At 68.9% G+C, this 15,775-nt stretch carries 13 protein-coding genes; 7 read left to right on the forward strand and 6 right to left on the reverse strand.

The window, feature by feature from the left end; translation table 11 throughout:
- The first annotated feature begins 10 nt into the window (after window positions 1-10).
- Both ACYJSS_RS19820 and ACYJSS_RS19825 read left to right on the forward strand, forming a co-directional pair.
- Window positions 11-2,263 (forward strand): TonB-dependent siderophore receptor, encoded by a 2,253-nt coding sequence (locus tag ACYJSS_RS19820; protein ID WP_236205588.1) that lies wholly within the window; start codon window positions 11-13, stop codon window positions 2,261-2,263.
- Window positions 2,264-2,279: 16 nt separating this feature from the next.
- Window positions 2,280-3,194, forward strand: a complete 915-nt coding sequence (locus ACYJSS_RS19825; RefSeq protein WP_236205587.1) for an alpha/beta hydrolase — start codon at window positions 2,280-2,282, stop codon at window positions 3,192-3,194.
- Window positions 3,195-3,272: 78 nt separating this feature from the next.
- Here ACYJSS_RS19825 and ACYJSS_RS19830 read toward each other — a convergent pair whose 3' ends face one another.
- Window positions 3,273-3,497, reverse strand: coding sequence for a DUF2188 domain-containing protein (locus ACYJSS_RS19830; protein ID WP_111263213.1), 225 nt, complete (start codon window positions 3,495-3,497; stop codon window positions 3,273-3,275).
- A 10-nt stretch (window positions 3,498-3,507) separates the two neighbouring features.
- On the reverse strand, window positions 3,508-3,849 hold the full coding sequence (locus tag ACYJSS_RS19835; protein ID WP_236205586.1) for a hypothetical protein: 342 nt from the start codon (window positions 3,847-3,849) through the stop codon (window positions 3,508-3,510).
- A 402-nt stretch (window positions 3,850-4,251) separates the two neighbouring features.
- On the opposite strand from ACYJSS_RS19835, the gene ACYJSS_RS19840 reads away from it, so the two are divergent.
- Window positions 4,252-6,285, forward strand: a complete 2,034-nt coding sequence (locus ACYJSS_RS19840) for a TonB-dependent receptor (RefSeq protein WP_236205585.1) — start codon at window positions 4,252-4,254, stop codon at window positions 6,283-6,285.
- Between the two features lie 49 nt (window positions 6,286-6,334).
- Here ACYJSS_RS19840 and ACYJSS_RS19845 read toward each other — a convergent pair whose 3' ends face one another.
- Window positions 6,335-7,261, reverse strand: coding sequence for a LysR family transcriptional regulator (locus ACYJSS_RS19845; protein WP_111263216.1), 927 nt, complete (start codon window positions 7,259-7,261; stop codon window positions 6,335-6,337).
- Between the two features lie 145 nt (window positions 7,262-7,406).
- Between ACYJSS_RS19845 and ACYJSS_RS19850 the strand changes: the two genes are divergently transcribed.
- On the forward strand, window positions 7,407-7,799 hold the full coding sequence (locus ACYJSS_RS19850) for a RidA family protein (protein ID WP_236205584.1): 393 nt from the start codon (window positions 7,407-7,409) through the stop codon (window positions 7,797-7,799).
- Window positions 7,800-7,809: 10 nt separating this feature from the next.
- On the opposite strand, the gene ACYJSS_RS19855 is transcribed toward ACYJSS_RS19850, so the two are convergent.
- Window positions 7,810-9,384, reverse strand: coding sequence for a mechanosensitive ion channel family protein (locus ACYJSS_RS19855; RefSeq protein WP_111263218.1), 1,575 nt, complete (start codon window positions 9,382-9,384; stop codon window positions 7,810-7,812).
- A 170-nt stretch (window positions 9,385-9,554) separates the two neighbouring features.
- Complete coding sequence (locus ACYJSS_RS19860; RefSeq protein WP_236205583.1) at window positions 9,555-10,532, reverse strand: DMT family transporter; 978 nt, start codon at window positions 10,530-10,532, stop codon at window positions 9,555-9,557.
- Window positions 10,533-10,632: 100 nt separating this feature from the next.
- On the opposite strand from ACYJSS_RS19860, the gene ACYJSS_RS19865 reads away from it, so the two are divergent.
- Window positions 10,633-11,517, forward strand: a complete 885-nt coding sequence (locus ACYJSS_RS19865; protein ID WP_236205582.1) for a LysR family transcriptional regulator — start codon at window positions 10,633-10,635, stop codon at window positions 11,515-11,517.
- Between the two features lie 24 nt (window positions 11,518-11,541).
- Here the strand turns inward: ACYJSS_RS19865 and ACYJSS_RS19870 are convergent, their stop codons facing one another.
- A complete protein-coding gene (locus tag ACYJSS_RS19870; RefSeq protein WP_236205581.1) occupies window positions 11,542-13,395 on the reverse strand; it encodes a diguanylate cyclase in 1,854 nt (617 codons plus the stop codon).
- Window positions 13,396-13,699: 304 nt separating this feature from the next.
- On the opposite strand from ACYJSS_RS19870, the gene ACYJSS_RS19875 reads away from it, so the two are divergent.
- Both ACYJSS_RS19875 and ACYJSS_RS19880 read left to right on the forward strand, forming a co-directional pair.
- On the forward strand, window positions 13,700-14,620 hold the full coding sequence (locus tag ACYJSS_RS19875; RefSeq protein WP_111263222.1) for an ABC transporter substrate-binding protein: 921 nt from the start codon (window positions 13,700-13,702) through the stop codon (window positions 14,618-14,620).
- Window positions 14,617-15,768, forward strand: coding sequence for a phosphotransferase enzyme family protein (locus ACYJSS_RS19880; protein WP_236205580.1), 1,152 nt, complete (start codon window positions 14,617-14,619; stop codon window positions 15,766-15,768). Before ACYJSS_RS19875 ends, ACYJSS_RS19880 begins: the two co-directional genes overlap by 4 nt.
- The last annotated feature ends 7 nt before the right edge of the window (window positions 15,769-15,775 follow it).

Here is a 15,775-nt window from a genome sequence, read left to right on the forward strand (position 1 = left end):
GAGATCGTCCATGTCGCCTCGCCCGTCTTCCACCGCCATCCCCTTCCTGCTGCTGTCCAGCTGCCTGCTGTCGTTCGCCGTGCACGCGGCCAGCGCCGAAACCGCCGACACCGGCCTCGTGCTGGACGCCCAGAACGTCATCGCCACCGCCGAGGAAGAGACCAAGCAGGCGCCAGGGGTTTCGGTGATCACCGCCGAAGACATCAGGAAGCGCCCGCCGGCCAACGACCTGTCGCAGATCATCCGCACCATGCCGGGCGTGAACCTCACCGGTAACTCCACCAGCGGCCAGCGCGGCAACAACCGCCAGATCGACATCCGTGGCATGGGCCCGGAGAACACCCTGATCCTGGTGGACGGCAAGCCGGTGAGCAGCCGCAACGCCGTGCGCTACGGCTGGCGTGGCGAGCGTGACAGCCGTGGCGACACCAACTGGGTGCCGGCCGACCAGGTCGAGCGCATCGAGGTCATCCGGGGCCCGGCGGCCGCGCGCTACGGCAACGGCGCGGCAGGCGGCGTGGTCAACATCATCACCAAGAAGGCCAGCGCCACGACCCACGGCAACGCCACCCTCTACACCTCCTTCCCCACCCACAAGGACGAAGGCGCCAGCCAGCGCCTGAGCTTCGGCCTCAACGGCCCGCTCACCGACAGCCTCAGCTACCGCGTCTACGGCAACGTCGCCAAGACCGAGTCGGACGACTGGGACATCAACTCAGGCCACGAATCCGCCCGCACCGGCAACCAGGCCGGCACCCTGCCCGCCGGCCGCGAAGGCGTGCGCAACAAGGACGTCAACGGCCTGCTCAGCTGGAACCTGACCCCAGAGCAGACCCTGGAGCTGGAAACCGGCTTCAGCCGCCAGGGCAACCTCTACACCGGCGACACGCAGAACACCAACAGCAACGCCACCGTGAAGAAGATGCTCGGCCACGAGACCAACCGCACCTTCCGCGAGACCTACGCCCTGACCCACCGAGGCGACTGGGACTTCGGCAGCTCGCTCGCCTACCTGCAGTACGAGAAGACCCGCAACAACCGCATCAACGAAGGCCTGGCTGGCGGCACCGAAGGCATCTTCGCCAACAGCGGCTACTACACCGCCGTGCTGCGCGACCTCACCGCCCACGGCGAGCTCAACCTGCCGCTGGATGCCGGCCTGCCGCAAACCCTGACCCTGGGCAGCGAATGGACCCGCCAGCAGCTGGACGACCCGAGCTCCAACACCCAGACCACCACCGAGGGCGGCGCCATCGGCGGCCTCACCAGCAGCGGCCGCGACACCACCTCCGAGGCGCAGATCTTCTCGCTGTTCGCCGAAGACAACATCGAACTGGCCCCCGGCACCATGCTCACCCCGGGCCTGCGCTTCGACCACCACGACATCGTCGGCAACAACTGGAGCCCGTCGCTCAACCTGTCCCACGCACTCACCGACACCCTCACCCTGAAGGCCGGCATCGCCCGCGCCTACAAGGCGCCGAACCTGTACCAGCTCAACCCCGACTACCTGCTCTACAGCCGTGGCCAGGGCTGCTACGGCCAGACCACCAGTTGCTACCTGCGCGGCAACGAGAACCTCGACGCCGAAACCAGCGTCAACAAGGAGCTGGGCATCGAGTACAAGAAGGACGGCCTGGTCGCCGGCCTGACCTGGTTCCGCAACGACTACAGGAACAAGATCGAGTCCGGCATGGCCGCCATCGGCAGCGCCACCGGCGGCCAGGTGGTCGGCGGCGTGAACTACGCCAATGCCCGCATCTTCCAGTGGGAGAACGTGCCCAAGGCGCTGGTGGAAGGCCTGGAAGGCAACCTCACCCTGCCGCTCACCGAGCAGCTGACCTGGACCAACAACCTCACCTGGATGCTGCAGTCGAAGAACAAGGAAACCGGTGACACCCTCTCCGTCACCCCGGCCTACACCCTCAACTCCATGCTCGACTGGCAGGTGCGCGACGACCTGTCCTTGCAGGCCAGCGTCGCCTGGTACGGCAAGCAGAAGCCGAAGAAATACGGCTACCAGGGCAACCGCGTCACCGGCAACGCCAACAACCAGCTCTCGCCCTACGCGCTGCTGGGCCTGAGCGGCACCTACGACCTGAACGAGAACCTCAGCTTCACCGCGGGCGTCGACAACCTGCTGGACAAGCGCCTCTACCGCGAAGGCAACGCCCAGGGCGTGAACAACATCGACGGTGCCGGCGCCGCCACCTACAACGAGCCCGGCCGCACCCTCTACACCAGCATTACCGCCTCGTTCTGACCGTCGAGACCGCCTGATGAGACTGCCCCGCTTCACTTCTGCCCTGGCCTTCACCCTGGCAGTGGCACTTCCCGGAGTCGCGCCCCTGGCGCGACCCGACCCCAACGCCCTGATGGACACGCGCCTGCTGCAGCGCCAGGACCTGCCCTACGCCTTCAGCAGCCTGAAACTCGACTCCGAGGACGGCCAGCGCCACTACCAACTGTGGATCGCCAAGCCCAAAAGCCCGGCCCCGGCCGGCGGCTACCCGGTGGTGTGGATGCTCGACGGCAATGCCGCCTTCGGCGTGCTCGACGCGCCCCTGCTGCAGGACCTGGCCAAGGGCGATGCGCCGCTGCTGGTCGCCATCGGCTACCAGACCCCGCAACGCATCGAGCGCAACGCCCGCACCCTGGACTACACGCCCCCGCAGCCCGACAAACCCGGCCAGCGCGACCCGCTCACCGGCCAGCCCAGCGGCGGAGCCGACGCCTTCCTCGACCTGCTGCAGGTGAAGATGCGCCCGGCCGTGGCCGCACACGCGCCTTTCGATGCCACCCGGCAGACACTCTGGGGGCACTCCTATGGTGGCCTGCTGGTCTTGCATGCGCTGTTCACCCGGCCCCAGCAGTTCAGCCAGTTCGCCGCCGCCAGCCCGTCGCTCTGGTGGGGGGATGGCGTCATCCTCGGTGAACGCCCGGGGCTGGAGCAGCGCATCGCCGGCCACGCGGCGCGCCTGCTGCTGATGCGCGGCAGCGCGGAACCGGCCAACCCGCGCGGCACCGCCGAGCCCTACCCGGAACGCGCCGCCACCGCACTGGTGGACGACCTCGCGCAGGTGCCCGGCCTCGACGCCCGCTTCCAGTCCTTCGAAGGCCTCGGCCACGGCGAAGCCCTGGGTGAATCCCTGCGCTACCTGCTGCGCGAGCGCTTCATCGACCACGCCCCGTAGGTCGGCGCCGAGCGCAGCGAGGCCCAACGCTGCCCGGTGCTACCGGGTGATCAGGCGTTGGGCCTCGCTTATCGCGCGTCAGAGATACCGCAGCGGATCGCCACTGAGCAGCGGGTAGATCCGCTCCTCTTCCAGCGAACCGTCCTCGCCGTGGATCTTCACCGACGATTGCAGGTGCCCGACCTGGGCGGCGGCCATGCAGATGACGTCCGCCTTGCTGGCCGAACTGAACAGGTTCTCCAGGCTGCCGAACCGGCGACACGCCCATTCCTGGTGGTCCTTGACGATGAGAAAGTGCTCCATGGCGTTGCCCTCAGCAGGTCGCGCGCCCGGGGCGCGGCTCGCCCGCCCGGGCGCTGGACGCGCGGTCAGCGATGAAGGGAGGAACAGCGGCGGTCGGCAGCCCCCGGGCCAGCCAGCGGGCACCCTGCCCCGGCTGGCGATTGTCGGCACCGGCACGCACGTCCTCCACCAACTGGTCGATCAGGCTGCCGACCTGGGCCCGCGACAACACGGCATCGCAGTCGATGACCCGGTGGAAGGCCGGCTGGGCCGCACCCACGATGGTCAGCGACAGGCGACCGTCCGCGCGGGTGGTGAGGGTCACTTCCCGGTCGGGAAAGGCTTCGATGATCTCTCTGACACAGACATTCATGGGCGTCTTCCTGCTTGTAGTGCTTGTAGTGGAGGAGAGAGCACGCAACATGCCAGTTCGGCGAAACCCCATAAGTCCTTGCAGAACAATGGGTTGGCTTGCGACGCCGCGGCACGGTGAATTGCAAACTGCAAGATCGCCCAAGCGGCACGCGGCATTTTGCATTGGCGAGTACGCCGCCACCCGAGCCACCGGCCAGCACCGCGTTCCAGCCTGGGCGGCGCAGAGCATCAGGTCGTCAGCTGGCTTGCGCGAGCGCGCGTCCTGCACAAGCGCACCGGTTCGTTCCGGCATCGCCACACCCCGGCCCCTGCGGGGCGCTCTAGGACGGGCATGCAAAGTACTGGCGCCAATATTGTTATGTTGTAACATTGCAATTCCAACTGTCAGGAATTGCTTCCGATGTCCGCTCGACTCCTCCTCCGCACGCCCCTCGCCGCCGCCCTGCTGGTGGCGCAACAGGCATTCGCCGCGCAGCCCATCGTCCTCGACCAGCAGGTGATCACCGCCAATCCGCTGAAAAGCGAAACCCTCGCCTCGCCCACCAGCGTGGTGGAAGGCGACGAGCTGAGCCTGCGCAGCGCAGCGCAACTGGGCGAAACCCTCAACGGCCTGCCCGGCGTGTCATCCACCTACTTCGGCCCGGCCGCCAGCCGCCCGGTGATCCGTGGCTTCGACGGCGACCGCATCCGTATCCTGCGCAATGGCGTCGGCGCGCTGGACGCCTCCTCGCTCTCCTACGACCACGCCGTGCCCTATGACGCGGCCAACGCCGAGCGCATCGAAGTGGTGCGCGGCCCGGCGGCGCTGCTGTACGGCGGCAGCGCCGTGGGCGGCGTGGTCAACACCTTCGACAACCGCATCCCCACCGAGCCGGTGGACGGCCTGCACGGCGGCGGCGAGCTGCGCTACGGCGGCGCCGACACCACCCGCAGCGCGGCCGGCAAGCTGGAGGCCGGCGACGGCAACTTCGCCCTGCACCTGGACGCCAACTCGCGGCAGTTCAACGACACGCGCATCCCCGGCCATGCCCGCTCCCGCGACCAGCGCGCCCAGGACGGCGACGACAGCAAGCACCGCGTCAACAACAGCGACGGCCGCCAGGACGGTGGCGCGGTGGGTGGCGCCTACCACTGGGACCATGGCTACGTCGGCCTCTCCTACGACGAGTACGACAGCAACTACGGCTCGCCCGCCGAAGACGCCGTGCGCATCGACATGGAGCAGCGCCACTACGCCCTGGCCTCTGAGATCCGCGACCTGGAAGGCCCCTTCAGCTCGCTGAAGCTGGACGTCGGCCACACCACGTACGAGCACCGGGAGATCGAGGACGGCGAAGTCGGCACCACCTTCAAGAACGACGGCTACGAAGCCCGCCTCGAAGCCCGCCACGCGCCCATCGGCCCGCTGGAAGGCGTGGTCGGCGTGCAGGTGGCCCAGAGCCGCTTCGAGGCCCTGGGCGAGGAAGCCTTCGTGCCCCAGACCGACACCGACAGCGGCGCCCTCTTCGCCCTGGAGAGCTGGCAGGCCACCGAGCGCCTGGAACTCAGCCTCGGCGGGCGCCTGGAACACACCCGCCTGCGCCCGGACGCCGCCGGCAACGAACGCTTCGAAGGCGCCGACGACAGCCACAGCTTCACCGCCGGCAGCCTGTCGTTCGGCTCCATCTACCGCCTGACCGACATCTGGTCCCTGGCCGGCACCCTCAGCTACACCGAGCGTGCGCCGACCTTCTACGAGCTCTACGCCAACGGCCCCCACGCCGCCACCGGCACCTACGAGGTGGGCGACGCCGATGCGGAGAAGGAGAAGTCCTGGTCCACCGACCTGGCCCTGCGCTTCGACGACGGCACCCACAAGGGCAGCGTCGGTGTGTTCTACAGCCGCTTCTCCAACTACATCGGCCTGCTGGGCAGCGGCCGCTACCTGGACGAGGACGGCCAGGAAGTCGCCCCGAGCGATGCCGATGCGCTGCCGGAGTACCTCTACAGCGGCGTGAAGGCCGACTTCTGGGGCGTCGAGGCACAGGACCACTGGCGCCTGGCGCAGACCGCCTACGGCGACTTCGCCCTGCAGAGCTCCGCCGACTACACCCGCGCCAAGAACAAGGAGACCGGCGAGCCCCTGCCACGCATCTCGCCCCTGCGCCTGAACAGCGCCCTGCTGTGGAACTACCAGAGCTGGCAGGCCAGCGTCGGCGTCGAGCACGCCAGCGCCCAGCGCCGGGTCCCGGACGAGGAGCGCGGCACCGACGGCTACACCACCCTCAACGCCAGCCTCGGCTACCGCTTCGACCTGGCGGAAAGCGAGTGGCTGGTGTTCCTCAAGGGCGACAACCTCAACGACCAGACCGTGCGCTACGCCAGTTCGATCCTGCGGGACGAGGTGCCGGCGGCCGGTCGCAGCGTCGAGGCCGGGGTCCGGGTCGCGTTCTGACCCGAAGGCGACGGGGCCGTTGCGGCCCCGTCGTCATTCCTTCACGGCGTCACGCGCCCGGGCGGGTCATCACCGGCGCGTGGCGCGCCATCAGCTCGGCCACCCAGTCGATGAACACCCGCAGCTTGGCGCTGATGTGCCGGTTCGGCGGGAACGCCAGGTAGATCGGCATCGGGTCCAGCGTCCAGTCCTCCATCAGCGGCACCAGCGCACCGTTCGCCCAACTGGGCCGGGCCATGTACTCCGGCAGCCAGAGCACGCCCAGCCCCGCCAGGCCGGCGGCGAGGTAGGCGTTGCCGTCGTCCACCGCCAGCACGTAGCGCCCGTTCACGCGGATTTCCTCGTCCCCCTTGCGCATGGCATAGGGCACCGGCTTGCCGGTGCGCGCCCAGAGGAAGCCGATGATGCGATGGGGCGAATCCTCCAGCTCGCGCGGGTGCGTCGGCGTACCCAGGCGCCGCAGGTAGTCCGGCGCCGCGTAGACGCCCAGGCGCAGGTCGCCGACCCGCCGCGCCACCAGCGACTGGTCGCTCAGCTCCCCGCCGCGCACCACGCAATCGACGTTCTCGCCGATCACGTCGACGATGCGGTCGCTGACGCCCATGTCGATCTGGATGTCCGGGTGGCGTGCATGGAACTCGGGCAGCGCCGGCACCAGGATCATGCTCGCCAGCGGGCTCGGCACATCCACCCGCAGGCGCCCACGGGGCGAGGCGGAGGCGCTGGAGAGGCTGGTCTCGGCATCGTCCAGGTCGGCCAGCAGGCGCACCACCCGCTCATAGTAGGCGGCGCCGTCGGCGGTGAGCGCGACACGTCGCGTGGTGCGGTTGAGCAGCTTCACGCGCAGGCGCGCTTCCAGCTGCTGCACCAGCTGGGTGACGCTGGTCCTGCTCATGTGCAGGGTGTCGGCGGCGCGGGTGAAGCTGCCCGCCTCCACCACCCGGGCGAAGGCCTGCATCGCATCGAAACGGTCCATGGACGCTCCAGATATCCGGCGGATTGTTTGGGATCGGCAAACAGTGATGGACAAGCTTGCGCGTTTATCGCCCCTGCGCAAGGGCCTAGAGTCGCCTCCATCGTTGACCCCGGGTCGCATCGACCCACCACTGGAGTACCTCCCCATGACCCAACGCGACGTCGTTTTCCCGCCCGGCCGCCAGGCGCTCTACGAGCGCAACCGCTACTCGCCGGCCATCCGCTCCAATGGCTTCCTGTTCGTCTCCGGGCAGGTGGGCAGCAACCCCGACGGCTCGCCGGAGCCGGACCTCAAGGCCCAGGTGCGCCAGGCCTTCACCAACCTCAATGCGATTCTCGGCGAGGCCGGCTGCAGCTTCGACGACGTGGTCGACGTCACCGTGTTCATGGTCGACCCGCAATCGAAATTCGAAGCCATCTGGCAGGTGGTGCCGGAGTTCTGGGGCGCGGCTCCGCACCCGACGCTGACCGCCGTCGGCGTCACCTGGCTCTATGGCTTCGATTTCGAGATCAAGGTGATCGCCCGGCTGCCAGGCTGACCGCCACCTCTCAGGGTTCGTCCCGCTCCCGCGCCGGGGCGGCGAACCATTTCTCCCGCGGCACCCATTTCTCCTGCTGAGGGTCGCCCAGGTAGTGCGGCGACATGATCTGCACGCCGTATTCGTTGAATACATCCTGGACATTGGCGTGCAGCTCGCTCAGCAGCTCCGCGCGGGGACGCGGCTCGCTGGGGATGGCCTGAGCCACCAGGCGGTATTCGGGGTAGAAGTCCGACAGCGCCGTCTGGAACACCTGCGGGGCCGGCTGCTCGAGAATGCCCGCCGTACGCCGCGCCGCCTCCAGCAGCATCGCCTCCACCTGGCGCCAGGGCGTGTCGTAGCCGATCGTCACCGTGGTGTCGACCACGTAGCCCTGGCCCTGCACGGCGCGCGAGTAGTTCTTGGTCACGCTGCTGGTGATCATCGAATTGGGGATGGTCAGCACCTCGCCCAGCCCGGTGCGCACCCGCGTGGTGAACATGCCCAGCTCGGTGACCGTGCCCTCGTGCTCGCCGATACGCACGAACTCCCCCACCCGAAGCGTGCGCGTATAGGTCAGGATCAGGCCCGCCGCCGCCTGGCCCACCACGCTGGAGGCGCCGAGGGAGATCATCAGCCCCACCAGCACCGAAAGCCCCTTGAACGCCTCGGTGCCCGCCCCCGGCAGGTAGGGGTAGGCCATGGCCAGGGCGAACAGCCAGATCGCCAGCGAAGTCAGGCGCGTTGTGGTTGGCAGCGTTTCCAGGTTCAGCCAGCTCAGGGTTCCCGGCATCGCCATGCGTCGCAGTACCCGCTGGCTGAACGCCGTGACACCCCGGGCGATGAAGAAGATGGAGACGGCCAGGACCAGCCCCGGAACCGCGCCGATGATGCCCTGCAACAGGTGGCCGGCCACCTCCAGCAGGTAGGAGTTGAGGCTTTCACCCCAGGGACGCGTATAGGGGAATCGCGACAGCACGAAGCTCAGCCACTCGTAGCACAGCAGCAGGATCAGCGCCCAACGGAACGCCCAGAATACCCGTCCCACCACGGGGTACAGGTAGCGCACCTCGAGCACGGGCGTCTGCCCCACGCGCAGGGCCGGCGCGTGACGCGTCATCAGGTCGGGCAGGCGCGCCAGCGATCGGAGGCGAATGAACTGGATGGCCTTGAGCGCGGCGAAGAACAGCAAGGTCGCCAGCGCGGAATACCCCGCCGCCTCGACGATGAAACGTACGCTGCGTGCCTGCTGCGTCTCGGTCACCACCAGGCGCAATCTCTCGGCGGCGCCCTGGGCAGCTTCGCGCACGGAGGCCGCAGCCAGCGGGTCGACATCGCCCGGGGCGACGATGAAGGCACGGCGGTCGCCGAGCAGCAGCAGATAGTCCTCGCCCACGGCCTCGATGCGCACCTCGAGCCGCTCGGTGCCTTCCAGCGCCTCGCCGATCACCGCCCGGGCGCGCCTCACCCGCTGCCCGGGGGTCTCACCGAGCACCACGGTGCGAAACACCTGGATACTGCGGTTCATCACCCTGAGTTCGGCGGCCTCGCGGGCGTCCCCCTCCGCTACCGGCTCGGCCCCCAGTGCCAGGGCCGACGTCAGCATGCACAGGCATAACGCCAGCCAGCCCCACACCCCGTCGTGCCTTGCCCTCGGTCCCGCTGATCTGTGGCTGCTTCCCATCTGCCCTACCCCGCGATCTATGGCTCGCCGATGGGAGAGTAGAACAGCTTGGCAAGCGTGTCGGCGGCGGCTTGCGCGACCGCCTTCACACCTCAGTCGGGGGTGTGGCGCCCCGCACCCGCCACGCGGGTCACGACGACAGGCGCGGCAGTGGCTGGCGCCGGCCTGAGCCGCGACACCCCGAACAGCACCAGCGCCAGCCCGACCAGCTGGTAGGCCGAGATGGCCTCGTTCAGCAACGCCCACGACGCCAGGATGGTCAGCACCGGCCCCAGGTTGCCCAAGGCGGCGGTGTGGGTGGTGCCCATGCGCTGGATCGCCAGCGCCATCCAGTAGATCGGCAGCACGGTGGAGAACAGCGCCATCAGCGTGGCGTACAGCCACACCGACGCCGGCAGCGCCGCCAGTTGGGTGAAGTCGGCCACCACACCGTAGTGCGCCAGCACCATCAGCGCCGAAGCCCCCCCGGCCAGGCCGGCCAGGCGCATGGAGCCGATACGCTTCACCACCACGCCGGTGCCCAGGTAATAGAGCGCGTAGGTCACCGCGCTGGCGAACACCCAGGCGGCGCCGATCATCACCTGCGTGCCCATGTCGGTGCTGCCGATATCGTGCATCAGCGCGATCCCGAGCCCCAGGTAGCACAGGCCCATGGCGAGCAAGGTGCGCCGGCTCGGCCGCTCGCGGAAGATCAGCGCCTGGAACACCAGCACCAGCGTCGGGTAGGTGAACAGGATCAGCCGCTCCAGGCCGGCGCTGATGAACGCCAGCCCATAGAAGTCGAAGAGGCTGGACAGGTAGTAGCCGAACATCCCCAGCAGCAGCACGCGCACCCCGTCGCGGCCCGACAACGCCACCTGCCCGGTGCCACGGCTCAGCCACAGCAACCAGGCGAACAGGGGTAACGCCAGGCCCATGCGCATCGCCAGGATGGTCAGCGCATCCACGGGCGCGGCTGCGTAGGACAGCTTGACGAAGATCGCCTTGAGGCTGAATCCGACGGCCGAGAGCACCGCATAAAGGGCACCGTTGCGGGCGCCACGCTGGTAGAGGGAGAGCAAGACGTTCATCGGGCTTCGGCCAGCAGTGAGGGAGCCTTATTCTGAAGCGAAGACGATACGGCTAGAATCGCTTTTTACCGAAAAGACCCTTCGCCAAAAGAGAACGCCCATGCATTTCGACCTGGCCGACCTGCGCCTGCTCACCGCCATCGCCGCCACCGGCAGCCTGAGCAAGGCGGCTGCCACCTTCCCGGTCGCGGTTTCGGCGGCGAGCACGCGGTTGCGCCAGTTCGAGGAGCGTTGCGGGCTGGCCCTGTTCGTGCGCAAGGCCGATGGCATGGCGCTGACACCGGCAGGACGCCTGGTGCTGGAATCCTGTCACGGCGTGCTGCACGAGGCGCAGAAGCTCAAGGACACCCTGCAGGAGCTCGCCGGGCAGCGCCGCATCACCCTGCGCCTGGCGGCGAGCACCGTCGCCAACAGCACCTTTCTCCCCGCCACGCTCGGGCCCTTCCTCGCCGACTACCCGGAAGTGGACCTGCAACTCACCGAGCTGAACAGCCGCGACGTGCTGCGCGGCGTGCAGGCGGGCGAGTTCGATATCGGCGTCTACGACGGCAACCTGCCCACCGGCGGGCTGGTCTCGATGCCTTTTCGCGATGACCGCCTGGTGCTGCTGGTGCCTCGGGACCACCCCCTGGCCGGGCGCCGCCAGGCGCACATGCGCGAGGCACTGGGCTTCGCCTTCGTCTGCCTGCCGCCGGAGCGCGCCATGCAACGCTTCATCGAGGAGATGGCGGTGAACTACGCCTTGCCGCTGAAGGTGCGGGTGCGCGCGCCGAGCTTCGACGCCATCGCCCAGCTGGTGGCCCAGCACGCCGGCATCGCCATGCTCCCGGAAGCGGCGGCCACGCGCCTGGCGCAGGAGATGCCGGTGGCCATCGTCGGCCTGGAGAACACCTGGGCGACGCGGGAACTGCGGCTGTGCATCAAGGGCGGGGATGCGCTGTCCTCCCACGCGCGGCAGTTGCTGACCCACCTCTCCGCCCCCTGACAGCGGGCTCGCGCAGCACGCGAGCTACATGAAGCGCCCGACGCGGTTGCGCCCGGCTTTCTTCGCCTCGTACAACGCCTCGTCGGCACGCTGCAGCAGGGTCTCGGGGGCCTCGTCCGGCCCGGGGGTCATGTCGGCTACGCCGATGCTCAGGGTGACGCGGCCGAAGGTCGAGAGCGCGTGCGGCAGGTCCAGCGCCTCGACGGCCTGCACCAGTCGCTGGGCGATACCCTGGGCCCCGTCCGCATCGGTCAGCGGCATCAGGGCAACGAATTCCTCGCCGCCGTAGCGGGCCACCAGGTCGCTGGAGCGACCGAGGGTACTCGCCAGCACCTGGGCGATACGCTGCAGGCAGGCGTCGCCGGCCGGGTGGCCGTAGTGGTCGTTGTAGCGCTTGAACCAGTCGACATCGAGGATCGCCAGTGCCAGCGGCTCGCCGGTGCGCTGGGCACGGTGCCATTCCTGCTGCAGCACCTCGTCGAAGTGGCGGCGGTTGGCGATGCCGGTCAGCGCGTCGGTCAGGCTCAGGGTTTCCAGCTTGCTGTTGAGTTCCTGCAGTTCATCGGTGCGTTGTGCCACGCGCAGCTCCAGCTCCCGCTCGGACCCCTGCAGCGTCTCCACCAGCATCTGCTGCGCCTGCAGCAACGCCTCCTGCACCCGCGCCTTCTCGCGGCGCATGACGTTGAAGCGATCCGCCAGGGCGAAGGCCAGCACGATCATCTCCATCGCCGAACCCAGCTGGATGCCGTCCACCGTGAACATGTTGGTGGGCATCAGGCCCATGGCGCGCAGCGTGGTCATGGCACCGCCGAACATCAGCAGTGCGAAGGCCGCGAGGAAGAACCAGGCGGCGCGCTGGCGCCTGAACACCCCCACCAGCGCCACGCCCAGCACCACCACCGCAGTGGCGAGGTTGAAGTAGACCGCCAGGCGCGAGAACAGCGGCAGCGCGAAGGCATAGAGCAGCGGCGTGACCAGGTACAGGGCGACCATCGCCAGCAGCAGGCGGTCGACCCTCGGCATCACCTGGTCGGTGCGCAGCATGCGCCGGGTGAACAGCAACATCGCGCTCAGGGCCAGGGAAACGCCGGAGTAGTAGGCGACGTTGGAGTTCAGCGGCAGCCCGGCGATGGTCCCGTCCGGGGCCAGGCCGTTCTTGATCGCCAGGGTGAAGGCGGTGGAGGCCACGAAGGCCACGTACAGCAGGTAGACAGGGTCGCGCAGGGCGACGAACAGCATCAGGTTGAACAGCACCATCGCGGTGGCGATGCCGAAGTACCAGACCTTGCTCACATAGTCGTCGCGCTCGTAGGCGTGGAACGCCTCCACCGGCCACAGCTGCAGCGGCACCAGCAGCCCCACGCTCGACTCCACGCGCAGGTACAGCACCTGCTCCGAATGTGCGCCCAGGTGCAGGGGGAAGACGAAGTTGCGGTTGGGATAGGCCTTGCTCGAGGGCGGGACGTCGCAGCCGGTGGCGGTCGCATGGTAGACGCCCTGCGCATCGGGGATATGCGCCTCGACATGGGAGATGCGCGGGTTCTCCACCACCAGCATGCGCCGCAACGGGGTATCGCCCGGGTTGCGCAACACCAGGCGCAGCCAGTAGGCGGAGCGGGTAAAGCCCAGCGCCAGCGCGTTGCCGGGCGGCAGGTCACCCCGGAAGCGCGCCGCCCGCTCAGGTGCCTGCACGTCCGCCAGGGTCAGGGAACGGTCCGGGTCCTCGAGCAGCGAGACGAAGGGCGTCAGCGACAGCGCAGCCTGGTCCACGGCCGCGGCGTCGACCACCCGCTCGCCCGCCCCTGCCAAAAACGGCAACAGAAGCAGCACCAGCAGGGGCCAGGAAAACGGCTGTCGATTCAGGCGAACGGCGTGCATGCGGTGGCGTACCAGCAGGGCCCAGGGGAGCCAGGGAGGCACCCGGATCGAACCCGACCGACGCCCCCTGACGGTGCCGAAGTCTACAAGACAACCCCGGGGCGCCGACAGCTACGCAGCGACGCGGAGCCTGCACCGTCGGCGGTCGCGCCGGCACGCCGCCGCTTAATCCTCGATTGAATTAGCAGCACGTCATTTATTCCATGAAGGGATATCAATAGCGCTGAAGGGTATTGGTATATACCAGGGCCCCTCCCTTTAAATCCGCCCCGACGAGCCCACTGGGCAATGCGGAGCAAGATGGATGATCGCTGTACGGGTAATGCTGGAATATTTTCATCCCTGGCCGAATTCGGCCGGTTTCTACGTGGCGCGGGAACGCGGCTGGTACCGCGACGCCGGGCTGGATGTGCAGCTCCAGGTGCCGGACCCCTTCCGGGGCGACACGCTCGAACACGTGCTGCAGGGGGCGGCCGATCTTGGCGTATTCCCCAGCAACCGCCTGCTGGTCCGGCGCAGCCTCGGCCAACCCCTGCTGGGCGTGGCCGCCATCAACCATGGCGGGCTGGAGTCCATCCAGACCCTGACCGGCCTCGGCATCCAGCGACCCCGCGACCTGGCCGGCAAGCGCCTGGCGCTCAACCCCACGCCGCGCGGCCTGGCCATGGTGCGCCACCTGGTGGCTGCCGACGGTGGCGATCCGGATGCCGTGATCATCGTCGACAGCAAGGTGCGCGAGCTGCGCCCGGAACAACTGGCCGCCGGGGTCGCCGACGCCAGCTTCGGTGGCTACTGGGCCTGGGAAGCGCTGATGGACAGCCCCATCCCGGCCGAACGCCGCGTGGTCTGGCCGGTGGACGAGATCGGCGCACCGCGCTACCACAGCTACCTGCTGGGCGGCCGCGAGGACTGGCTCGACGACAACGCCGAAGCCGCACGCGCCTTCCTCGCCGCCACCGAGCGCGGCTTCCGCGCCGTGGCGGCCGACCCGCAAAGCGCTCTGCCCGCCTATGAGGCGGCCATCCCCTACTTCCCCACCGAGCTGCTCAGCCAGTCGCTGCAGCGCATCGCCACCACCTGGTTGCACGAGCAGCGCTGGGGCCGGCAGCGTGAAGAACTGCTCGCACCCTATGCGCATTGGCTGCACGCGCACGGTGTGCTCGCCGACGCGGACGCCTGGCGCCACGCCACCCACAACGGCTACCTGGCGGAGCCGCGGCCATGAGCGAGCCCGGACGCATCGCCCACGGCATGGGCTCGCAACCGGTGGAAGCCGACTGGCCCGCCCTGCAGCAACGGGACGTCGAGCAGGTGCTGCAGCGCTTCCCGCAGCTGGGCGCCGGGGTGCAGCTCGGCTGGCACAGCCCGCGCCCCTTCTCCGCCGCCGCCCAGGTGCAGACGGAGCGGGGCGAGCTGTTCGTCAAGCGTCATCACCACAGCGTGCGCCAGCCGGCGTGGCTGGAAGAGGAACACCGCTTCATCCGCCACCTGGCGAGCCGAGGCGCCCCGGTGGTCAGCCCCCTGACCGACACGCACGGCAACAGCGCGCTGGCCCTCGGCGACTGGACCTACGAAGTGCTGCCCCGCGCCGCCGGGGACGATCTCTACCGCGACGCGCTGTCCTGGACGCCCTTCCTCGACCTGCACCACGCCTACTCGGCCGGTGCCACCCTCGCCCGCCTGCACCGCGCCGCCGAAGGCTTCACCGCGCGTGCCCGCCAGGCTCCGGTGCTGGTGTCCAACCTGCGCGTCTTCAGCCAGCGCGACCCGCTGCAGGCCATCGAGCTGGCCCTGCCCCGGCGGCCCGCCCTGGCCCGCTACCTGGCCGGGCAGGACTGGCGCCGGACCCTGGCGGAACTGCACCTGCCGTGGCACCGCGAGCTGCTGCCGCTGCTCGCCGGCCAACCAGCGCTCTGGACCCACAACGACTGGCATGCCTCCAACCTGCTGTGGCGCGCCGAAGGTGGCTCGGCCGAGGTCGAGAGCGTCCTCGACTTCGGCCTCAGCGACCTCACCTTCGCCCTGTTCGACCTCGCCACCGCGCTGGAACGCAATTGCGTTCCCTGGCTGGAACTGGATGATGGCGGCCGCGCCCCGGCCGACCTCGACGCCGTCGATGCGCTGCTGGCCGGCTACACGAGCCAGCGGCCCCTCGACCGCAACGACCTGTTCACCCTCAAGGCACTGCTGCCGCTGGTGCACGCCGACTTCGCCCTCGCCGAGGTGGATTACTTCGAAGGCATCGTCGGCTCCCGGTCCAGTGCGGATATCGCCTACCACGCCTTCCTGGTCGGCCATGCCCGCTGGTTCGGCGACAACGAGGGCACCCGCCTGCTCGACCACCTCGACCGGCACGCCCGCACACGCAACTAGGAAACCG

The sequence above is a fragment of the Pseudomonas sp. No.21 genome, from assembly GCF_054558415.1.